The 20000-nt window shown below is 73.1% G+C and carries 21 protein-coding genes; 13 read left to right on the plus strand and 8 right to left on the minus strand.

Annotated features, from left to right (window positions below; all coding sequences use genetic code 11):
- Positions 1–114: 114 nt before the first annotated feature.
- From MOJ79_RS10185 to MOJ79_RS10235, 12 genes are all read left to right on the plus strand, one after another.
- Entirely contained in the window at positions 115–987 is an 873-nt protein-coding gene (locus tag MOJ79_RS10185; protein WP_241924121.1) for a branched-chain amino acid ABC transporter permease, read from the plus strand.
- A gap of 5 nt (positions 988–992) precedes the next feature.
- Positions 993–1955 carry a branched-chain amino acid ABC transporter permease gene (locus tag MOJ79_RS10190; RefSeq protein ID WP_241924065.1) on the plus strand — a complete coding sequence of 321 codons (963 nt, stop codon included), beginning with the start codon at positions 993–995 and terminating at the stop codon, positions 1953–1955.
- On the plus strand, positions 1948–2703 hold the full coding sequence (locus tag MOJ79_RS10195) for an ABC transporter ATP-binding protein (protein WP_241924066.1): 756 nt from the start codon (positions 1948–1950) through the stop codon (positions 2701–2703). The genes MOJ79_RS10190 and MOJ79_RS10195 overlap by 8 nt, the downstream gene beginning before the upstream one ends.
- Positions 2700–3410, plus strand: coding sequence for an ABC transporter ATP-binding protein (locus MOJ79_RS10200; RefSeq protein WP_241924067.1), 711 nt, complete (start codon positions 2700–2702; stop codon positions 3408–3410). Before MOJ79_RS10195 ends, MOJ79_RS10200 begins: the two co-directional genes overlap by 4 nt.
- A 2-nt stretch (positions 3411–3412) precedes the next feature.
- Positions 3413–4693, plus strand: a complete 1281-nt coding sequence (locus MOJ79_RS10205) for a 3-isopropylmalate dehydratase large subunit (protein ID WP_241924068.1) — start codon at positions 3413–3415, stop codon at positions 4691–4693.
- Positions 4690–5202 (plus strand): LeuD/DmdB family oxidoreductase small subunit, encoded by a 513-nt coding sequence (locus MOJ79_RS10210; protein WP_241924069.1) that lies wholly within the window; start codon positions 4690–4692, stop codon positions 5200–5202. The genes MOJ79_RS10205 and MOJ79_RS10210 overlap by 4 nt, the downstream gene beginning before the upstream one ends.
- Positions 5199–6671: a dihydroorotase gene (locus tag MOJ79_RS10215; protein ID WP_241924070.1), complete on the plus strand. Its 1473-nt coding sequence runs from the start codon at positions 5199–5201 to the stop codon at positions 6669–6671. The genes MOJ79_RS10210 and MOJ79_RS10215 overlap by 4 nt, the downstream gene beginning before the upstream one ends.
- Entirely contained in the window at positions 6668–8035 is a 1368-nt protein-coding gene (locus tag MOJ79_RS10220) for an FAD-dependent oxidoreductase (RefSeq protein WP_241924071.1), read from the plus strand. Before MOJ79_RS10215 ends, MOJ79_RS10220 begins: the two co-directional genes overlap by 4 nt.
- Positions 8032–8895 (plus strand): isocitrate lyase/PEP mutase family protein, encoded by an 864-nt coding sequence (locus MOJ79_RS10225; RefSeq protein ID WP_241924072.1) that lies wholly within the window; start codon positions 8032–8034, stop codon positions 8893–8895. Before MOJ79_RS10220 ends, MOJ79_RS10225 begins: the two co-directional genes overlap by 4 nt.
- Positions 8896–8977: 82 nt before the next feature.
- Complete coding sequence (locus MOJ79_RS10230; protein WP_241924073.1) at positions 8978–9826, plus strand: class I SAM-dependent methyltransferase; 849 nt, start codon at positions 8978–8980, stop codon at positions 9824–9826.
- A 314-nt stretch (positions 9827–10140) separates the two neighbouring features.
- Positions 10141–10341 (plus strand): hypothetical protein, encoded by a 201-nt coding sequence (locus MOJ79_RS18960; RefSeq protein WP_442863108.1) that lies wholly within the window; start codon positions 10141–10143, stop codon positions 10339–10341.
- An 11-nt stretch (positions 10342–10352) separates the two neighbouring features.
- Positions 10353–11045, plus strand: a complete 693-nt coding sequence (locus MOJ79_RS10235) for a tripartite tricarboxylate transporter substrate-binding protein (RefSeq protein WP_259374426.1) — start codon at positions 10353–10355, stop codon at positions 11043–11045.
- Here MOJ79_RS10235 and MOJ79_RS10240 read toward each other — a convergent pair.
- Both MOJ79_RS10240 and MOJ79_RS10245 read right to left on the minus strand, forming a co-directional pair.
- Positions 11026–11187, minus strand: a complete 162-nt coding sequence (locus MOJ79_RS10240; protein WP_241924126.1) for a hypothetical protein — start codon at positions 11185–11187, stop codon at positions 11026–11028. The genes MOJ79_RS10235 and MOJ79_RS10240 overlap by 20 nt on opposite strands.
- Positions 11184–11960, minus strand: a complete 777-nt coding sequence (locus tag MOJ79_RS10245) for a transferase (RefSeq protein WP_241924074.1) — start codon at positions 11958–11960, stop codon at positions 11184–11186. The genes MOJ79_RS10240 and MOJ79_RS10245 overlap by 4 nt, the downstream gene beginning before the upstream one ends.
- A gap of 141 nt (positions 11961–12101) precedes the next feature.
- On the opposite strand from MOJ79_RS10245, the gene MOJ79_RS10250 reads away from it, so the two are divergent.
- On the plus strand, positions 12102–12302 hold the full coding sequence (locus tag MOJ79_RS10250) for a ribbon-helix-helix protein, CopG family (RefSeq protein ID WP_119289854.1): 201 nt from the start codon (positions 12102–12104) through the stop codon (positions 12300–12302).
- A 241-nt stretch (positions 12303–12543) separates the two neighbouring features.
- Here the strand turns inward: MOJ79_RS10250 and MOJ79_RS10255 are convergent, their stop codons facing one another.
- The 6 genes from MOJ79_RS10255 to MOJ79_RS10280 form a co-directional block, all read right to left on the minus strand.
- Entirely contained in the window at positions 12544–12825 is a 282-nt protein-coding gene (locus tag MOJ79_RS10255) for a glycine zipper 2TM domain-containing protein (protein ID WP_241924075.1), read from the minus strand.
- 68 nt (positions 12826–12893) lie between these two features.
- On the minus strand, positions 12894–14177 hold the full coding sequence (locus MOJ79_RS10260; protein WP_241924076.1) for a hypothetical protein: 1284 nt from the start codon (positions 14175–14177) through the stop codon (positions 12894–12896).
- 243 nt (positions 14178–14420) lie between these two features.
- Positions 14421–15842: a S8 family serine peptidase gene (locus tag MOJ79_RS10265; protein ID WP_241924077.1), complete on the minus strand. Its 1422-nt coding sequence runs from the start codon at positions 15840–15842 to the stop codon at positions 14421–14423.
- A gap of 101 nt (positions 15843–15943) precedes the next feature.
- Positions 15944–18778 carry a CHAT domain-containing tetratricopeptide repeat protein gene (locus tag MOJ79_RS10270; protein ID WP_241924078.1) on the minus strand — a complete coding sequence of 945 codons (2835 nt, stop codon included), beginning with the start codon at positions 18776–18778 and terminating at the stop codon, positions 15944–15946.
- A complete protein-coding gene (locus MOJ79_RS10275; protein ID WP_241924079.1) occupies positions 18775–19287 on the minus strand; it encodes a hypothetical protein in 513 nt (170 codons plus the stop codon). The genes MOJ79_RS10270 and MOJ79_RS10275 overlap by 4 nt, the downstream gene beginning before the upstream one ends.
- A gap of 73 nt (positions 19288–19360) precedes the next feature.
- Positions 19361–19969, minus strand: coding sequence for an RNA polymerase sigma factor (locus MOJ79_RS10280; RefSeq protein ID WP_162910215.1), 609 nt, complete (start codon positions 19967–19969; stop codon positions 19361–19363).
- Positions 19970–20000 lie beyond the last annotated feature (31 nt).

Below are 20000 nucleotides of genomic sequence, written 5' to 3' on the forward strand. Positions count from 1 at the left end.
CCGCCTCCCCCCAGGGGGCGCCGCCAGCGGACCGGCCAAGCCGGATCCGCGGCGGCCGCTCGATCGGCTCGTCGGCGCCGCGAGGCGCCGGCGGCTGCTTCACCGTCCTTGCCCGTGCTCGACTTCGGCATCCTCTTTCCGTCGCTGCTCAACGGCCTGACGACCGGTGCGGTCTACGCGCTGATCGCGCTCGGGCTGACGCTGATCTACGGCGTGCTGCACATCATCAACTTCGCACATGGCGCGTCGCTGATGGTCGCGCTGTACGCCGTGTACCTGCTCAAGACGCACTGGGGCATCGACCCGTACCTGGCGCTGCCGCTCGTGGTGCCGGGCATGTTCGCGCTCGGCTACGCGCTGCAGCGCGGCATCGTCAACCGCGCGAGCCACGGCAAGGACGAGAACATCCTGCTCGTCACGCTCGGGCTGTCGATCGTGCTCGAAAACGTCGCGCTGATGCTGTTCAAGAGCGACACGCGCACGATCGAGACCGCCTACACGCTGACCACCGTGCCGATCGGTCCCGCGTTCATCGCGCTGCCGAAGCTCGTGGCCTTCGCCGGCGCGCTGGTCACGTCGGCCGTCCTGCTGTGGATCGTCACGCGCACCGACCTCGGCCGCGCGATCCGCGCGGTGGCCAAGGAGAAGCACGGCGCGAAGCTGATGGGCATCGACGTCGATCACGTCTACGCGATGAGCTTCGGCATCGGGCTGGCCTGCCTCGGCGCCGCGGCGTGCTTCCTGCTGCCGGCGTACTACGTCAACCCGCAGGTCGGCAGCGGCTTCGTGCTCGTCGCGTTCACGATCGTCGTGCTCGGTGGCATGGGCAGCTTCGCCGGCGCGCTGGTCGGCGGCCTGCTGATCGGCGTCGTCGAGTCGCTCGGCGGCCTGTTCCTCGGCGAGTCGCTCGGCCAGATCGGCATCTTCGCGATCTTCATCGCGGTGCTGCTGTTCCGCCCGCAGGGCCTGTTCGGCGCAAGGGCCTGACGACGATGGGACGCGACCTCGCCGCCATCGCCGCGTTCGCCGCCGGCGTCGCGCTGCTGACCTGGGCGCTCGACTCGGGCGTGTGGCTCACGTTCGTGATGCTGACGCTGTACGCCGCACTGCTCGCGCAGGCGTGGAACCTGCTCGGCGGCTACGGCGGACAGTTCTCGTTCGGCCACGCCCTCTTCTTCGGCTGCGGCGCCTACGTGCAGGCGATCGCGCAGCTGCAGGGCGGGCTCAACGCGTGGGTCGCGCTGGCGCTGGCCGTCGTCGTCGCCGGCGCCGTGGGCCTGGCCGTCGGCGCGCTGACGTTCCGCTACGGGCTCAAGGGGTCGTACTTCGCGCTCGTCACGCTGGCGTTCGCCGAGGTGTTCCGCATCCTCGCGGTGTCGGTCGAGTTCACCGGCGGCGGCGTCGGGCTGATGCTGCCGCTGCGCGAATCGGTCGCCAACCTGCAGTTCGGCTCGCGCAAGGGCTACATCGGCGTCGTGCTCGGCTTCGTCGTCGCAGCGCTGCTCGTCACCGCGTGGCTGCGCCACTCGCGCTTCGGCGCGCAGCTGCAGGCGGTGCGCGACAACGAGGACGCCGCGCGCGCGGTGGGCGTCGACCCGTACCGTACCAAGCTCGGCGCGATCACGCTGTCGGGCGCGTTCATGGGCGCGGCCGGCGCGTTCTACCTGCAGGTGTTCCAGTACATCGACCCGTCGATCGCGTTCGGTCCGCACGTGTCGGTCGAGGCGCTGGTCGGCGCGATCGTCGGCGGCATGGGCACGCTGTGGGGGCCGGTGCTCGGCGCCCTCGTGCTGCACCTGCTCGCCGACCTGACGCGCAACCTGTTCGGCCAGCTGCCGGGGCTGAACATGGTGATCTACGGCACGGTGCTGGTGCTGATCGTGATGTTCCTGCCGCGCGGGCTGTCGGGCATGGGCCGCTCGGTGCGCGAACTGTGGAGGCGCGACCGTGGCTGAGCGCGCGCTGCTCGACCTGCAGGGCCTGTCGATCGCCTTCGGCGGCCTGCGCGCGGTGCAGGACGTGAGCCTGACGGTGCGCCCGGGCACGCTGACGGCGCTGATCGGCCCCAACGGCGCCGGCAAGACCACGCTGTTCGCGCTGATGTCGGGCTTCCTCGTTCCCGACAGCGGCCGCGTCGTGTTCGACGGCATCGACGTCACCGGCCGCGCGCCGCACCTGAACGCGCGCGCCGGCATGACGCGCACGTTCCAGATCGTGCAGCCGTTCGCGGCGCAGACGGTGCGCGAGAACATCGCGGTGGGCGCGCACCTGCACGAGCCGAAGCGCGCCGCGGCGCTGGCCGCCGCCGAGCGCGTCGCGCAGCAGGTGGGCCTGGCGCCGCAGCTCGACAAGCCCGCCGCCGACCTGACGGTGGCCGGGCGCAAGCGGCTCGAGCTCGCGCGCGCGCTGGCCACACGGCCCAAGCTGCTGCTGCTCGACGAGGTGCTCGCCGGGCTGAACCCGCAGGAGATCGCCGAGATGATCCCCGTCGTACGCGGCATCGCGCAAAGCGGCGTCACGGTGCTGATGATCGAGCACGTGATGCAGGCCGTGATGAATCTGGCCGAACACGTGTGGGTGCTCGCGCAGGGGCAGCTGATCGCCAGCGGCACGCCGGCGCAGGTGACGGCCGACGAGCGCGTGATCGAGGCCTACCTGGGCCACGGCACCGCGGCGCGGCTGCGGGGGCGACAAGCGTCATGACGGCCCTGCTCGACATCCGAGGCCTGCGCGGCGGCTACGGCCGCGTCGAGGTGCTGCGCGGCGTCGACCTGCAGGTGCACGACGGCGAGATCGTCGCGCTGCTGGGCAGCAACGGCGCCGGCAAGTCGACGCTGAACAACACGGTGTGCGGCATCGTGCCGGCGTGGGGCGGCCGGGTGTCGTTCGACGGCCGCGAGCTGACCCGCGCGCACTACCGCGACGTCGTCAAGGCCGGGCTGATCCAGGTGCCCGAGGGGCGCAAGATCTTCCCGAACCTGACGGTGCTCGAGAACCTCGAGCTCGGCTCGTTCACGCGCGGGCGCGAGCGGCGCGCCGCCAATCTCGAGCGCGTGTTTGCGACGTTCCCGCGGCTGGCCGAGCGGCGCGCGCAGAAGGCCGGCACGATGAGCGGCGGCGAGCAGCAGATGCTGGCGATCGGCCGCGGTCTGATGGCCGAGCCGCGGCTGCTGATCCTCGACGAGCCGTCGCTGGGGCTGTCGCCGCTGCTCGTCGAGGAGATGTTCGCGCTGATCCGGCGCCTGCACGAGGAGGGTCTGGCGGTGCTGCTCGTCGAGCAGAACGTCGGCCAGTCGCTCGAGATCGCCGACCGCGCCTACGTGCTCGAGAACGGCGCGGTGCGCTTCGCCGGGCGGCCGGCCGAGCTGCTCGCCAGCGCCGAGCTGAAGCAGGCCTACCTGGGGCTGTGACGATGGACGCGACGCGCTCCCCGCAGACGCTGGCGCAGAAACTCGTCGCGCGCGCGGCGGGCCGCGCGCACGTGACGCCGGGCGAGATCGTGACGTGCCGCGTCGACCTCGCGATGTTCCACGACTCGAGCGGCCCGCGCCGGCTCGCGCCGATGCTCGCCGAGCTCGGCGCGCCGATCTGGGACAAGCGCAAGGTGGTGCTCGTGATCGACCACTACCTGCCCGCGCACGACGACGAGTCGCGGCGCATCGTCGCGATCGCGCGCGACTGGGCGCGCACGCAGGCGCTGCCGCACGTGCACGACGGCGAGGGCATCTGCCACGTCGTGCTGCCGCAGGGCGGGCACCTGCGTCCGGGGATGTTCTGCGTCGGCGGCGACTCGCACTCGCCCACCGGCGGCGCGTTCGGCGCCTACATGTTCGGCATCGGCGCGACCGAGATGCTCGGCGTCGTGACGACCGGCGAGATCTGGCTCAAGGTCCCGCAGACGATCTTCATGCGCTGGATCGGACGGCTGGCACCGGGCGTGAGCGCGAAGGACATGATGCTCGCGATGCTCGCGCGCTTCGGCATGAACGGCGGCCAGTACCAGGCCGTCGAGTACTGCGGCGAGGCGGTGGCGGCGCTGTCGATGGCCGAGCGGATGACGCTGTGCAACATGAGCGCCGAGCTCGGCGCGCAGGTCGGGCTGGTGGCGCCCGACGCGACGACGCAGGCGTGGCTGCGCGAGGTCGGCGTCGACGTCACCGACGACGAACTCGCGCGCTGGACGAGCGACGAGGACGCCCCCGGCGTGCGCCACGGCTTCGACGCGTCGGCGCTCGCGCCGCAGGTTGCGCTGCCGCACAGCCCGGCGAACGTGCGCGGCGTCGACGACCTCGAGCCGACGAAGGTCGACGTCGCCTACATCGGCGCGTGCACCGGCGCCAAGCTCGACGACCTGCGCGCCGCCGCGCGCGTGCTGCGCGGCCGGCGCGTGGCCGCCGGCGTGCAGCTGATGGTCGCCCCCGCGAGCGTCAAGGACCGCGAGGCCGCCGAGCGCGAGGGCACGATGCAGGCGCTGCTCGACGCCGGCGCGACGCTGCTGCCCAGCGCGTGCGGCGCCTGCGCCGGCTACGGCGGTGCGATCCCCGAGGGCAGCACCGTGATCTCGTCGACGGCGCGCAACTTCAAGGGCCGCATGGGTGCCGCGTCGGCGCGCGTGTTCCTCGGCTCGCCGTACACGGTGGCCGCGTCAGCCGTGCACGGGCGCATCGCCGACGCACGGGAGCTGCTGGCGTGAGCGCCGCCGCGCGCCACACCGTCTGGCGCCTGGGCGCCGACATCGACACCGACCAGCTCGCGCCCGGCCACGCGATGAAGCACGGGCTCGACGTGATCGCGCGTCACTGCCTCGAGACGGTGCGCCCCGACTTCGCGCGCGGCGTGCGTGCGGGCGACGTGATCGTCGCCGGCCCCAACTTCGGCATCGGCTCGTCGCGCGAGCAGGCCGCCAGCGTGCTCGTGCACCTCGGCGTGGCTGCCGTGATCGCGCCGAGCTACAGCGGCCTGTACTTCCGCAACGCGTTCAACGTCGGCTTGCTGCTGCTGACGTGCCCGCAGGCCGAGCGCCTCGTCGACGGCGAGACGATCTCGTTCGACGCGCGCGCCGGCCGCGTCGTGCGCGCCAGCGGCGAGGTGCTGGCCTGCGAACCGATCCCCGGCTTCCTGCTCGAGATGGTCGAAGCCGGCGGCCTGCTGCCCCAACTGAAGGCGCGCTTCGCGAACCCGCGCCGCACGGAGAACCCATGAGCACACCCGAGTTCGACCTGCTGATCAAGAACGTGCGCGTCGTGCGGCCGCACGGCAACGTCGTCTTCGACGCCGACATCGCCGTGGCCGGCGAGCGCATCGCGAAGATCGCGCCCGGCATCGACGCGACGCGCGCGAAGACGGTCTACGACGGCAAGGGACGGCTGGCCTTCCCCGGCGTGGTCGACGCGCACATGCACAGCGGCATCTACTCGCCGCTGGCCGAGGATGCGGTCACCGAGAGCAAGGCCGCCGCGATGGGTGGCGTCACTTCGAGCCTGAACTACTTCCGCACCGGCCAGTACTACCTGAACAAGGGCGGCGCATACAAGAAGTTCTTCCCCGAGGTGCTGAAGATCAGCAAGGGTCGCTTCCACGTCGACTACGGCTACCACCTCGCGCCGATCGCGCGCGAGCACATCGACGAGATCCCGATGCTGATCGACAAGCACGGCGTCGCGAGCTTCAAGATCTTCATGTTCTACGGCTCGCACGGCCTGCACGGGCGCAGCGACAGCCAGCGCGACTTCCTGATGATCGGCGAGGACGAGCGCTACGACCTCGCGCACTTCGAGTTCATCATGCGCGGCCTGCAGGCCGCGCGCGAGCGCTTCCCCGACAAGGCGCGCCAGATCTCGCTGAGCCTGCACTGCGAGACACCCGAGATCATGACGGCCTACACCAGGCTGGTCGAGAAGGACAAGAGCCTCAAGGGCCTGGCCGCCTACAGCGCGTCGCGGCCGCCGCACTCGGAAGGGCTCGCGGTGTTCATCGCCAGCTACCTCGCACACGAGACGGCGCTGCCCAACATCAACCTGCTGCACCTGAGCTCGAAGAAGGCGGTGCAGGCCGCGCTGATGATGGCCGAGGTGTTCCCGCACATCGACTTCCGGCGCGAGGTGACGATCGGCCACCTGATCCTCGACATCACCTCGAAGGCCGGGGAACTGGCCAAGGTCAACCCGCCGATCCGTCCGCGCGACGACGTCGAATACCTGTGGGAGGCGCTGCTGGCCGGCGAGCTCGACTGGGTCGTCAGCGACCACGCGTGCTGCCGCCAGGAGATGAAGGTGCCGAAGCACTACTTCGGCAACATCTGGATGGCCAAGAGCGGCTTCGGCGGCACCGAGTACCTGCTGCCCGCGCTCGTCAGCGAAGGCACGAAGCGCGGCATGGGCTACAACCACATGGCACGTGTGACGAGCTGGAACCCGGCGCAGCGCTACGGCCTGAACCGCAAGGGCGACCTCGCCGAGGGTTTCGACGCCGACATCGCGATCGTCGACCCGGCCAAGACGTGGACGATCCGTGCGTCGGAGTCGCCGTCGACGCAGGGCTACACGCCGTTCGAGGGGCTCGAGCTGTCGGCGCGCGTCGACGCGACCTTCCTGCGCGGCCACAAGATCTACGAGAACGGCGAGGTGCTCGGCAAGCCGCGCGGCCAGTACCTGCACCGCCCGACGGCATGACCCCGAGCGACGAGCCGCGCGTCGTGCGCGCCGCGGCGATGCCCGCCGGCACGCCGGCGGTGCCGGTGGCCATCGTCGGCGCCGGCGCGTGCGGTCTGACCGCGGCATTGAGGCTGCGCGATGCCGGCATCGACTGCGTGCTGCTCGAGCGCGACGCGGTGCCGCAGGGCTCCACCGCGTTGTCGTCGGGCTTCGTGCCGGCCGCCGGCACCGCGGTGCAGCGCGCGGCCGGTGTCGACGACAGCCCCGAGCGCTTCGCCGCCGACATCCAGGCCAAGGCGCACGGCACCGCGGCGCCGCACCTGGTGCGCGCGTACACCGAGGCGATCGCGCCGGCGCTCGACGCCTTGCAGCAGCGTCACGGGCTGGCCTTCGAGCTGCTCGACGGCTTTCTCTACCCCGGCCATTCGGTGCGCCGCATGCACACGCTGCCCGCGCGCACCGGCGCGGCGCTGGTCGGCGCGCTGACGGCGGCAGCCGAGCGCGCCGGTGCGATGCTCGTCACCGACGCGCTGGTGCGCGAGCTGTGGGTCGGCGATGGCGATCGGGTGCTTGGCGTCGGCTACACCCGTCCCGATGGCGGCGTCGAGCACCTCGCATGCGACGTGCTGCTGCTGGCCTGCAACGGCTTCGGCGGCCACCGCGCGCTGGTCGCCGAGCTGCTGCCCGAAATGCGCGACGCGACCTACGCCGGGCACGTCGGCAACGACGGCAGCGCGATCGCGTGGGCGCGCCCGCTGGGGCTGGCGCTCGCCGACCTCGGCGGCTACCAGGGCCACGGCTCGTGGGCCGTGCCGCAGGGTGTGCTGATCACGTGGGCGCTGATGGCCGAAGGCGGCATCCAGGTCAACGCGCACGGGCGCCGCTTCCACGACGAGACCCAGGGCTATTCCGAGGCCGCGGTGCACGTGCTCGCACAGCCGGGCGGCGTCGCGTGGAATGTGTTCGACGAACGGCTGCTCGCACTCGGCCGCACGTTTCCCGACTTCCGCGACGCGGAGACCGCCGGTGCGCTGCGGCGCGCCGACAGCATCGACGCGCTGGCCGTCGTGATCGGCTGCGACGCGCAGACGCTGGCCGACACGCTGGCCAGCGCACGCCGCCCGCTCGCGCCGCCGCTGTACGCGATCAAGGTCACCGGCGCGCTGTTCCACACGCAAGGCGGCCTCGACATCGACGCGCGCTGCCGCGCGCGCCGCACCGACGGCAGCGTGCACCCGAACCTGCTCGCTGCCGGCGGCGCGGCGCGCGGCGTCTCGGGCAACGCCGTGTGGGGGTATCTCTCGGGCAACGGGCTGCTCAGCGCCGTGGCCGGCGGGTACATCGCCGCGCACACGGCGCGCGAGCTGCTGGAGGCCGCATGAACCTGAAGCAGCGTCTGGCCGACACGCGGCTGCTGCTCGCGCCGGGCGTCTACGACGCGCTGTCGGCGCTGCTGGCCGAGCAGGCCGGCTTCGAGGCGCTGTACCTCAGCGGCGCGGCCATCGCGTACACGCGGCTCGGCCGCTCCGACGTCGGGCTCACGACCTACCCCGAAGTCGCCGACACGCTCGCGCGCATCACCGAGCGCGTGCGCGTGCCGGTGATCGTCGACGCCGACACCGGCTTCGGCAACGCGCTGAACGTGCAGCGCACCGTGCGCGGCTTCGAGCGCGCGGGCGCGGCGATGATCCAGCTCGAGGACCAGACCTTCCCGAAACGCTGCGGCCACCTCGACGGCAAGGCCGTCGTGCCCGTGGCCGAGATGTGCGGCAAGCTGCGCGCCGCGCTCGACGCGCGCGCGAGCGAGCGCACGCTGATCCTCGCACGCACCGACGCGCTGGCCGTCGAGGGCATCGACGCCGCGTTCGAGCGCGCCGAGCGCTACCTCGAGTGCGGCGTCGACGCCCTCTTCATCGAGGCGCTGCGCACGCCGGCGCAGATGGATGCCGCGTGCGCGCGCTTCGCGCACCGCACGCCGCTGCTGGCCAACATGGTCGAGGGCGGCAAGACGCCGGTGCAGTCGGCGGCCGAACTGCAGCAGCGCGGCTTTCGCGTCGCGATCTTCCCCGGTGGTGCGGTGCGCGCGCTCGCGCACGCGCTGCAGGGCTACTACGCGAGCCTGGCCGCGCACGGCACGACGGCACCGTGGCGCGAGCGCATGCTCGACTTCGACGGGCTGAACGCCGTGATCGGCACGCCCGAGCTGATGGCGCTCGGGCGGCGTTACGACGCCGGCGGCTGAGCGCGCCGCCGCGGCGCGCACGGCGCGGCGACAATGCCGCGCAGGAGACAAGCCGCCTGCCGGCGGCACAGCGCACGCACGCATGGACAGCAAGGAACTCGGCCTCGTCCTGGCCAAGCAGCTGCTCGACGTCGAGGACCTGCACTACGGCCTGTGGGACGGCGACCTCGAGCTCAAGCTCGCGAACATCGGCATCGCGCAGCAGCGCTACAACGACATGCTGATCGCCGAGCTGCCGCCGGCGCCGGCGCGCGTGCTCGACATCGGCTGCGGCACCGGCCACCTGCTGCGCCAGCTGCTCGACCGCGGCTACGAGGTCGACGGCGTCGTGCCGGCGGCGGACCTCGCGCGCGCGGTGCGCCGGCGCCTCGAGGGCCACCGCGGCCGCGCGCCGCGCCTGTACGAGTGCCGCTTCGAGGACCTGCCCGACGACGTGCGCGGCTACGACGTGGCGCTGTTCAGCGAGAGCTTCCAGTACATCGCGCTGGCGTCGTCGCTGACGCGCGTGCCGGAGATGCTCAAGCCCGGCGGCACGATGCTGATCTGCGACTTCTTCAAGACCGACGCCGACGGCGACGGCGGCCCCGGCGACCGCAGCTTCAAGGGCGGCCACCGCTGGCGCGAGTTCCAGGCGCGCATCGCGCAGGCGCCGTTCGAGCTCGTGAAGGACGTCGACATCACGCAGCGCGTCAGCCCGAACCTCGAGCTGCTCAACGACTTGCTGATGAACCGCCTGAAGCCGGCCGGCCTGACGCTGCGCCGCTACCTCAGCGAGAACCACCCGCTGACGAGCCGCATCGGGTTCTGGCTGCTGCGCAAGAAGCTCGCGAAGGCGAACTACAAGTACTTTTCGGGGTTCCGCAGCCGCGAGGTGTTCGAGCGCTACAAGACCTACCACCTGCTCGTCTACCGGCTGACGGGCGGGGGCTGAGCCACACGCGCCGCGACGGCCGGTCGCGCACGAAGGCAGCGAGCCGGGTCGGCCGGGTCCAGCCGCCGACGGCGGCCGCCGCTTCGCAGGCAGCGGCCATCGCATCGGCCACAGCGTCGTGGCCGCCGCCCGCACGCGCAATCCCGCGCGAGCCCACACGGTGCGTCAGTCGCGCAGGTGCGTGGCCACCAGCGCGCGCAGCATCGGCAGCAGGTGCGCCTCGGCGCGCCCGGCCAGCGTGACGAGGCCGAAGCGCGCGTTCGCGTCGAGCCGCGGCGCCAGCTCGAGCTCGACGAGCTCGGGCGCTCAAGCCGGTGAACCTGATGGTGCCGTACCCGGCCGGCGGGCTGTCCGACGCGATCGCGCGCGTCGTCGAGCGCCCGCTCGGCAAGGCACTGGGCCAGATGGTGATCGTCGAGAACCTCGGCGGCGCCGGCGGGTCGCTCGGGGCGCAGAAAATGCTCGGTGCGCCCGCCGCGGCGGCTACCTGTACCAGGGATCGCCGAACGAGCTGATCCTCACGCCGATGGTGCTGCCCACGGTGCGCTACAAGGCCGAGGACTTCCGCTTCGTGCAGATGATCGGCACGTTCCCGCTCGCCGTGCTCGCGCGCAAGGGGCTGCCGGCGGCCAACGTCGACGAGCTCGTCGCGCTCGCGCGCCGGCAGGCCGCCGCCGGCAAGCCGCTGACCTACGGCAGCGTCGGCGTGGGCTCGCTGTACCACGTGATCGGCACGCACTTCGCGCAGGTCATCGGCGCCGAGATGACGCACGTCCCGTACAAGGGCATGGCGCCGCTGCTGACCGACCTCGGCGGCGACCAGGTCGACGTGTCGTTCCTCGTCGTCGGCGACTCGACGATCGCACTCGCCGACCAGGGGCGGCTCAAGGTGCTCGCGACGCTCGCGCCCAAGGGCCAGGTCGAGGCCGAGTTCCTGCGCCGCTACCCGTCGATCAACGACAGCGCCTCGATCAAGGACTTCGCGTTCAACACCTGGACCGGCTACTTCGTGCGCAAGGACACGCCCGAGCCGGTCGTCGAGGCCCTGCACAAGGCGCTGAGCGCGACGATGGCCGACCCCGAGGTGCGCGCGCAGCTCGAGAAGATCGGCGGGCGCGTGCCGGCGCCGCTGTCGCTGGCGCAGGCGGCGCAGGAGTACCAGGCGCAGACGGCGCGCTTCCGCGCGATCGCGAAGAGCATCAAGCTCGAGGCGCAGTGACGCCGCGGGCCACGCGATGACGCACCCCGTCCTCGCGGCGATGCAGCGCGACGCCGCCGACGATGACCCCCGCGATCACGTTCGACAGCCACTGGTGGCGCGCATACAGGCCCGCGCGGTGGGCTTCGAGCAAAGCGATCATCCGAACTCCCGATGCCAGGCGGCACGCACCCGCGCCATCGCGCCGCGCAACGAGGCCCAGGCGGCGGCATCGAATCCGGCCGGGCGCGCCGGGGCGTCGGCCGGCCGTGTCGACAACGTGTGGCCGTTCGAGGCCAGCACGATGCTGTTGAGGGCCTCGCTGTCGTCCACGCACAGGGCCGTGCCGCCGAAGGCGCGCCGGATGCGCTCGATCACCTGCGCCTTGCGCGTCGACGGCGCACACAGGTTCATCACGAACAGTCCGCCCGGCTGCAGGGCCTGCGCGCAATGCCCGAAGAACCGCTGCGTGCCCAGGCTCGCCGGCAGTCCGCCGATGTCGTAGCCGTCGACGAGCAGCACGTCGAAACGCTTCGGCACGAAGCGCACGAACGAGGCGCCCTCGGCCTCGATCACGCTGAAGCGCTCGCCGTCCGGCGGCACCTCGAAGCGCTCGCGCAGCGCGATGACGTGCGGGTTGTTCTCGACGACGCGCAGGTGCGCCTGCGGCAGGTGGCGGTGGCAGAAGCGCGCGAGCGAGCCGCCGCCCAGGCCGATCATCGCGATGCGCTCGGGCCGGGGCTGCCACAGCAGGAAGCCCATCATCAGCCGCGTGTACTCGAGGTCGAGCCGGTCGGGATGGCGCAGGTCGACGCGGCTCTGGATCGCGCTGATGCTGAAGTGCAGCACGCGCTTGCCGCCGGCCTCGTAGACCCACGGCTCGGCGTGGCGCGAGGCATCGCGCCGACTGGCCGGCGCACCCGCGTCACGGCTCATCGTGTCTCCATGGTCGCGCGGCGGGCGAAAGACGATGCGCGGACGGCTTCGACATGCGTGCTGTGCTGGACGCGCTGTTGCGTGCTGATATGTGCATTTTATTTACATGGTATTATAATATTTGGTGCCTGTGAGGGGCTTATGGAACTGAAGACTGCGCGCCTGACCGTCCTGATCGACCCGGCGAAGAAGAAAGCCTTCGAGCAGCTGTGCGCCCAGCAGGACGTGACGCCGTCGCAAGTCGTACGGCAGCTGATCCGCGACTACCTGCGCCGCCACGGCGTGACGTGGCAGCCCAGCGGCATGCCCGACGTCGCGCGCGCGGCCGACGACGAGCGCTAGCGCGGCGACGCCGGCGGCCTGCGGTCGGCCCATCGCCTGCGGCGTCGACTCGCACCGCGCCCCGGTCGCACCGCCGGGCGGGCGCCGCGCGACGTTGCGGGAGATGCCGCCGGGCGAGCCGCTCATGCCGAGGTGCCCGCAGGTCCCGCGTCATGAGGCGGGACCGTCCTCGGTCCGCTGGCCGTGCAGACGATGGTCGCGCGACGCCGTGCCCGGCACGGCACGCGCGATCCATCGTGTGTCAATCGCGCCGATCGCGCTTGCGGCGGTCGCGCTCGTCCTTGCGCTCGCCGGTGTCGGCCTCTCGGCCGATGACGCCGCCGATGACGGCGCCGCCAAGCGTGCCGATGGCACTGCCGTCGGTCAGCACCGAGCCGGCGACGCCGCCGACGGCGGCGCCCACCGCGGTGTTGCGGTCGCGCGCCGACAGCGACGCGCAGCCGCTCAGCGCGAGCGCGGCGAGCAAGAGAGAAGCCGCGGCGACGCTGCGCACGGGCTGCGGCGGGAACAGGGTGGAAGTCATCGTGGTGTCCTTTCGTGAGTCGGTGCAGGCGTGGGGACGATGGCGTGCGCGGTACTTACTCACAGTACTCACAGCGCGCGGCACTGGTCTTCCTTCGACGCCGCGCGGTTGCCGCGGCCGGTGGGCACCGGCGCGTTGCCCTTGCATTGCAGGTTGCCATCGGCCACGTTGGCGTTGAGCGTCGCGCCGCCGCGGTTGTCGAACAGCTGGATGTCGCCGCTCACACGCAGGTCCTGCAGCCACAGCAGGCCGGCGTTGACCTTCAGCTGCACCGAGCCGCCGACGCCGGCGCCCGCCAGCGTCGCGGCCTGCCCGCGCTCAAGCTGCACGGAGCCGTCGAAGCGCCCGCCGCTGACCATCACGGTGCCCGCGCCGTCGCCTTGCAGGCTGCCTGCCGCACGGACGTCGCGCGCGTCGACCGACGCGCCGGGGCCGAGCTCGAGGTTGCCCGTCAGTCGCGTGCCGAACAGCTCGCAGCGTGCGCCGGCCGGCACCTCGACGTTGGCGTAGGTCTGCGCGCCCAGACTCACGTTGCGGCACACGACGTTGCTGCCGCTGGCGAACGTGGCGGCCGGCAGCGTCGCACCGGCCAACGGTGGCACCGGTGCCACCGGCGGGTTCGCCGGCTGGCCCGGCGTACCGGCAACGGCGGGCTGCATGCCGCGGCACTGGTCCTCGATCGACGCGGCGGTGTTGCCGCCACCCTGCGGCGCGGGCACGTTGTCCTTGCACTGGAGGTTGCCGATCGCGCGGTTGTCGTTCAGCGTCACGCCGCCACGGTTGCCGACGACCTGGATGTTGCCGCCGACCCGGTTGCCGGCGGCGAGCAGCGCCTCGCGGTTGGCGTCGAACTGCAGGTCGCCGTCGATGCGCACGCCGACGATCGTCGCGCTGCCGCCCTGCTTGACCTGCACCGAGCCCGTCAGGCTCGACGCGCCGGCCAGCAGCACGCTGGCCGCACCGTCGGCCTGGACGTTGCCGATCACCGTGACGTCGCGCGCGTCGAGCACGCTGCCGCGGTTGAGCTTGATGTTGCCGTCGACGGTGGTGCCCTGCAGCACGCACACCTGTCCGGCAGGTACCTCGATCTCGCCGCTGCGCGCGCTGCCCAGCGCGACGTTGCCGCACGAGTACGTCAGCGCAGGCACGGGTGCCGCGCCGGCAGGCAGCGCCGGCGCGGCGGCCAGCGTGATGCGCGACGCCGTGGCGGCAGCGTCGGTATCGGCATCGCTGCCGCCACCGCCGCAGGCGGTGAGCGCCAGCGTCGTGCACAGCATTGCCACCGGCCTCAACGCCGCGCCGGCTGGCCGGGGCGAGACAAGGGGTCGGAACGGAATCGGGGTCGTCGTCATCGCGGTTCTCCAGGGTGGGTTTGCGGGGGGACCGCACGGCGGTGGCGACAGGCCCCATTCACCGTGCGTCGAGCGCACAGAGAAGCCAGCGGGGACGCTGATACCGGTTCTCCCCCAAAGTCGGGGGCCGGTGGCTGCGCAACGTGCGCGGCACACCGCCCGCGCAAGCGGCTGCGCCGCCGTGGTCGCGGCAGTCAGCGAGAACGACGAGCGCCGCAGCCGCCGAGCGACCGCGCGCCGTGCCTACGGGCAGGTCGCGTCGCGACCCGACGTGTCGGTGACCGCGGCGTAGGCGTCGACCTGCCGCAGCCCCGTGCCGCACAGTGCGCCCGTACGGTCCACCAGGCGCTTGGCCACGTCACCCGGCGCCCAGCGGCGCAGAGCGCTGAAGCCCTGCGGGTCGGGTGCGTTGGCGCCGCCGGCGATCACGACAGCCGCAACGCCGGCAACCAGCGGCGACGCCATCGACGTGCCGCTCCACGTGCCGTAGCCGCCGCCGGGGATCGTGCTCGTGATGCCCTCGCCCGGCGCGGCGACGTGGATCCAGGCGCCCGAGTTCGCGAAGCGGGCCAGCGCCGACTGCGCGTTGCTCGCCGTCACGGCGAGCGCGCCGGCGATGGGCACCTCCTTCGCCTCCGCCGCCGGATACTGCTTCTCGGTGGCGCTGCCGCCGTTGCCGGCCGCGGCGAGCACGACGGCGCCGTGACGACGCATGCAGCGATCACGGTCGGTGTCGAAACGCGCGTCGGCGAAGTCGTCCTCGTCATCGTCGTCGTCGAGGTCGCAGGCAGCGATGCGCATCGCGATCTCGAGCAGCCGCGTCGGACGCAGCGTGCCGAGGCTGAAGTTGACGACGTGCGCGCCGTCGTCGGTGGCCGGGTTGCCGTCGGGGTCGACGGCCCACGCGAGCGCCTCGGCGAGCACCCACGCGTTGCCCTGACCGCCCTCGTCGAGCACACGCACCGGCATGATGCGCGCCTGCGGCGCCGCCAGCGCCACCAGGCCGGCGACGTGCGTGCCATGGCCGAAGCCGGCATCGTCGACGCTGCCCTCCTCGCGCGGGTCTGCATCCAGGTCGACGAAGTCGCGCCCGAGCACGGCGCCGCCCGCGGTGCGCGCGAGCCGGCTCGCGAGCGCCGGGTGGTTCAGGTCGACGCCGGTGTCGAGCACGGCCACGCGCACGCCGTCGCCCTGGCTGACCGCGTGCGCCGGCGCGAGGCGCAGCGCGTCGGGCGCCCACTGGGTGGCGTAGTCGCTCGCCTGGCCGATCGTCCACACCGAGCAGCGCCGGCTCTCGGGCGCTTGCCCCTGCAGGTTCGGCTCGGCCCAGTAGACCCGCGCGTCGGCGCGCAGCCGCGCCACCGCGGCATCGACGGTGTCGCCGGCGGCCACGCGCAGGCGCCAGATCGGTCGCGCGCCGAACTGCGAGATCACGGTCAGGCCGTTCGCGCTCGCCACCGGCGCGATATCGTGCCCGGGCCGCAGCTGCAGCACGACTTCGGCCGCCACGGCGGCGTCGGCGGGCAGGGCGGCGACGATGCCGCAGCTGCCGCCGCCACCGCCGCCGCCAACGACGATGCCCCCGCCGCCGCCGCATGCGCTCAGCAGCGCCGCGGCGAGAACCGTCGTCGACAGGTGGCGGGCAAGGCGAAGCCGAACGTGCATGGAAAACCTCGAATGTCGGAAGGCGCTGCGGTCACGGAGCGGCTGCCGCGGCGGTTGATACATCAATCCATCGATTGGCCGCGACGCGCCGGCGGGCGGCGTCAATCGCGGCCGTGCAGCGCGAATGCGGCCCAGTAGAACGGATGCTGCCCCGCGGTCGCGCGCGCCGATTGTACGTCGCGCAGCGCCGCGGCCGGACGCCTGCCGGCGCAAAGTCCGGCGTAGAAGTCCTGCATCAGCGCCGCCGTCGACGCGTCGTCGACGGTCCACAGCGTCGCGACCACGTTCGGCGCGCCGGCGAGCAGGAAACCCCGCACGAGGCCGACGAGTTCGTCGCCGGGGGCGACGCGGCTGAGTCCCGTCTCGCACGCCGAAAGCGTGACCAGACTCGCGTTGAGCGGCAGCGCCGCGGCGTCGCGCAGCGTCATCTCGCCATCGGCCAGATGCAGCGCCGAGAAGTACGGGCTGTCGGCACGGAACTGCGCGTGGCACGCCAGGTGCACGACGTCGGCCGACGGCGCCGCCTCTCGCAGCGCGCTGCGTGTGGCCTCGGCGCCCAGCCGCAGCGTCGCGCCGGGGCCGAAGTACCGCGCGATCGCGCGCACCTCGGCCTCGACGTGCGGCAGTGCCCCGCCATCGACGCCGAGCGCGAGCAGCCGCTCGCAACGCGACGGCGGGCGGCGGCGCGCCGCCATCCAGGCCGTCGCGCTCGGCGCGAGCACGAGCTCGTGCCGCTCGACGAGCCACTGCCGGCCGTCGTGCAGCGCGGCGAACGGCACGTAGTGCAGGCTGGCGTGCGGCACCACGAACACACGCGTGCTCACACCCAGCGCGTCGGCCAGCGGCGCCCACAGCTGCCGGTGCAGTGCCTGCAGGTGACGGCGCGTGCGCTCGAGCAGCTGCGCGGCGTGCGCCTGCATCCGCGGCGCCGCCCCGCGCATCGCCTCGAGCTGGAAGCGCAACGCCTCGAGGCGCTCGTCGATGCCGCTCGCGTCGCCGTCGCACCAGCGCACGGCGTCGCGGCGGACGACGGCGGCGATCCAGCGCGCCCCGAGGCGGTGGTACTGCACCCATGCGTCACCGGCCTCGAGCGCCGACTGCAGCGCGGCCAGCGGCGGCAGCGCGTCGGCGTCGGCGCCGGACGCCGCAGCCGGGGCCATCGCCTGCGCGAGGCGCCACGTTTCGAGCAGCTGCTGTTCGAGCGCCTGCGCCTGCCGGCCGAGCGAGGCCAGCGCCTGCGCATCGCCTTCGGCCAGCGCGTGGCGGGCCTGCTCGCGCGTCCACTGCAGCCGCGTGCGCAGCGTGTCGGCACCAGGATCGACGCCAGGGTCGGCGCGCGCGAGGCCGATCGCCAGCGCCCGCCCGCGGGCGCGTTCGAGCGCCTGCCACAGCGCCGCCGACGCCTGCGCATCGGCCGGGGCGTCAGCGAGGGCCTGCCACGCGAGCTCCACCAGCGCGTCGTAGGCGCTCGCCTTGTCGGCGCCGAAGGCGGTGCGGAACTCGTCGGCCGGCAGCGCCGCGCGCTGCGCTTCGATCACCTCGAGCGCCTGCTCGAGCTGCGCGCGCGCCGCGTCGCGCCGCCCGGCGGCGCTTTCGAGCGCGGCCAGCCCGAGACGGCAGCGCCAGTCGGTGTGGCTGGCCGCACCCGGCAGCGCGAGCGCGGCCTCGAAGCGTTGGCGCGCCTGCGCGGCGTCGCCCGCGGCAGCGCAGGCCTCGGCCGCCAGCACCTCGGCCTCGCAGCGCCAGCCCGGCAGCGTGTGCGCGTCGAACACCGGCACCACGGCCAGCGCGCCGGCGAGCGCCTGCGCAGCGTCGCCGCGCTGCAGCGCCAGCGCCGCGAGCTGCAGCGCGGCCAACGCGGCCGACGCGGCGTTGCCCTGCGCATCGAACCACTGTCTTGCGGCTTGCAGGTCGGTCTGCGCGCGGTCGAGCGCACCGAGCCGCGCCAGCGCCTGGGCGCGCTGCAGCGTCGCGCGCGCCTGCTCGATGGGCATCTCGTGCTCGGCGCAACGCGCCGTGACACGGTCGTAGCGCGCGACGGCCTCGGGCAGCAGGTTCAGCGCGAGGTACGCGTCGGCGAGCGAGATTTCGGCCTCGGCCAGCCGTTGCGGCAGGCCGCCCGCCTGTTCGAGCAGCCGGCAGGCCTCGGCCAGCGCGGGCAGGGCACGCTGCGGCTGGCCGCGGTTGAGCTCGAGCTGGCCGATCGAGCCGCGCGCCTGCGCGCTGAGCACGGTGTAGCCGTGCGCATCGGCGAGCTGGCGCGCGCGCTCGCTGACGCGCAGCGCCTCGTCGAAGTCGAACAGCCAGGTCAGCGCGTTGGCGAGCCCGATGTCGGCCAGCACCGACTGCTCGACGTCGCCCACCGCCGCAAAGCGCTGCGCTGCGCTGCGGTAGTGGCGGCACGCGTCGGCGTGCCGGTCCTGGCGGAACAGCATCGTGCCGAGGTTCAGCTCGATCTTGCCCGCCGAGCGTTCGTCGCCGCTGGCGACGAAGCGCGCCAGCGTCGCCTGCGCGCACTGCACCGCCTCGTCGTGGCGGCCGAGCACCGACAGCGCCATCAGCTTGGGCACTTGCGTCTGCGCCGCGTGCGTCTCGTCGCCGAGTGCGGTGAAGGCGGCCACCGCGGCGTCGAGCGCGTCGATCGCGTCGCCCATGCGCCCGGCACCGAGCTCGGCGATGCCGCGCGTCCAGCACGCCAGCGCGCGTAGCACCGGCGCCTGCGCCTGCCGTGCTTCGGCGAGCTCATGCAGCAGCGCGGCCGCCCGCCGGGCGCGCGGCGGCTCGGTGTTCCACGTGGCGTAGCACGCGTCCTTCAGCAGCCAGCCCAGCCGCGCGGCCGCATCGCCGGCCTCGGGCCAAGGCGGCGGCGCAACGTCGTCGTGCACCCAGGCGCGGACGCGCTCGCGCGCCACGTCGTCGGCCGACGACGACGTCATGCCGCGGCGAGCTCGAGCACCGGAAGGTCGATCTGCACGTCGGCGCCGGTCAGCGTCAGCTGCCAGCGACCGGCCGGCAGCGGGCCGAAGCGGAACTCGCCACCATCGTCCAGCGCCGTGCGCAGGTCCACGCCGTCACCCGTCAGGCGAACTTCGCCGCGGAACTCGGGCCCCAGCACCTGGCCGCTGACGACGAAGCCCCCATCCGCGCCGGCCGGCGTGACGCGCAGGTCGATGTCCCGACCGTCGGCGGCGTACAGCAGCTGACGAAGCTGCGGACCCGACGAGCGCAGCCCCAGCGCGAGCGCCGGTACCGCGCCGGTGTCGGACACGAGCTGTGCGAGCACGCGGCGCAGCGTCGCGGCGAGCGTGGCCCGCGCCGGCCGGGCCGCCCCGGGCCCGCGCGCGATCACGCGCTCGACGAGCCACGCCGGCGCGTCTTCCAGCGCGCGGCTGGCGCGCAGCCACTGCTCGAGTTGCTCGTCGGTCGGTTCGGTCGGGGTCGTCATCGGGGTGGCCTTCGGGCTGTGGCGGGGATGGGCAGCAACACAGAGCGCGACAGCGGCGTGCCGATACATGCGGCTACAGGTCCTGCAGTGCGCGCCGCAGCTTGTCGAGGCAGCGCGCGCGCGTCGGGCCGATGCTGCCCTCGGCGATGCCCAGGCGCGCGGCGATCTCGGCGTAGGCCAGCGGCGGATCGTGCAGGAACAGCAGTTCGACGAACGCGCGCGAGCGCTCGTCGAGGCGCTCGAGCGCGCGGCGCACGCGATCCTGGTCCTGCAGCGCCTGCAGCTGCGCGTCGGGCAGCGGCGCCGGATCCGGCAGTTGTGCGAGCGGGTCGCTGTCGTCGTCAGCGTCGCCACCGGCCGTCGCATCCGCGGCGACGCGGTCGCGCCGCGACAGCAGGCGCAGCGTCTCGCGGCGCGCCGTCGTCACGAGCCAGGCGCGCACGCGGGTGGCGTCGTCGAGCCGATCGACATGCTCGACCAGGCGCGCGAACGTGAACTGGAAGACGTCGGCCGCGTCGGCCTCCGACAGGCCGGCACGGCGTGGCACCGTGTAGACGAGACGCTGGTAGCGGCGCACGAGCGCGGCCCACGCGTGGCGGTCGCCGGCGCGGCAGCGCGCGACGAGCGCGGCGTCGTCGAGGTCGGCCGGCGGACCGGATTCGGACAGGCAGGACGTCGGCAAGGCAGATGGACCGTGGACAGGACCCCGAACT

The organism is Calidifontimicrobium sp. SYSU G02091, from assembly GCF_022631395.1.
Lineage (GTDB): Bacteria > Pseudomonadota > Gammaproteobacteria > Burkholderiales > Burkholderiaceae_C > Calidifontimicrobium > Calidifontimicrobium sediminis.

Bases quoted from the DNA above. Each gene is read 5' to 3' on its own strand.
- MOJ79_RS10275 (WP_241924079.1), bottom strand. From the start codon at position 19,287: ATGACGACCCCGACCGAACCGACCGACGAGCAACTCGAGCAGTGGCTG.
- MOJ79_RS10265 (WP_241924077.1), bottom strand. From the start codon at position 15,842: ATGCACGTTCGGCTTCGCCTTGCCCGCCACCTGTCGACGACGGTTCTC.
- MOJ79_RS10270 (WP_241924078.1), bottom strand. From the start codon at position 18,778: ATGACGTCGTCGTCGGCCGACGACGTGGCGCGCGAGCGCGTCCGCGCC.
- MOJ79_RS10240 (WP_241924126.1), bottom strand. From the start codon at position 11,187: ATGATCGCTTTGCTCGAAGCCCACCGCGCGGGCCTGTATGCGCGCCAC.
- MOJ79_RS10230 (WP_241924073.1), top strand. From the start codon at position 8,978: ATGGACAGCAAGGAACTCGGCCTCGTCCTGGCCAAGCAGCTGCTCGAC.
- MOJ79_RS10205 (WP_241924068.1), top strand. From the start codon at position 3,413: ATGGACGCGACGCGCTCCCCGCAGACGCTGGCGCAGAAACTCGTCGCG.
- MOJ79_RS10255 (WP_241924075.1), bottom strand. From the start codon at position 12,825: ATGACTTCCACCCTGTTCCCGCCGCAGCCCGTGCGCAGCGTCGCCGCG.
- MOJ79_RS10220 (WP_241924071.1), top strand. From the start codon at position 6,668: ATGACCCCGAGCGACGAGCCGCGCGTCGTGCGCGCCGCGGCGATGCCC.
- MOJ79_RS10245 (WP_241924074.1), bottom strand. From the start codon at position 11,960: ATGAGCCGTGACGCGGGTGCGCCGGCCAGTCGGCGCGATGCCTCGCGC.
- MOJ79_RS10250 (WP_119289854.1), top strand. From the start codon at position 12,102: ATGGAACTGAAGACTGCGCGCCTGACCGTCCTGATCGACCCGGCGAAG.
- MOJ79_RS10260 (WP_241924076.1), bottom strand. From the start codon at position 14,177: ATGACGACGACCCCGATTCCGTTCCGACCCCTTGTCTCGCCCCGGCCA.
- MOJ79_RS10190 (WP_241924065.1), top strand. From the start codon at position 993: ATGGGACGCGACCTCGCCGCCATCGCCGCGTTCGCCGCCGGCGTCGCG.
- MOJ79_RS10225 (WP_241924072.1), top strand. From the start codon at position 8,032: ATGAACCTGAAGCAGCGTCTGGCCGACACGCGGCTGCTGCTCGCGCCG.
- MOJ79_RS10215 (WP_241924070.1), top strand. From the start codon at position 5,199: ATGAGCACACCCGAGTTCGACCTGCTGATCAAGAACGTGCGCGTCGTG.
- MOJ79_RS10235 (WP_259374426.1), top strand. From the start codon at position 10,353: ATGGTGCTGCCCACGGTGCGCTACAAGGCCGAGGACTTCCGCTTCGTG.
- MOJ79_RS10200 (WP_241924067.1), top strand. From the start codon at position 2,700: ATGACGGCCCTGCTCGACATCCGAGGCCTGCGCGGCGGCTACGGCCGC.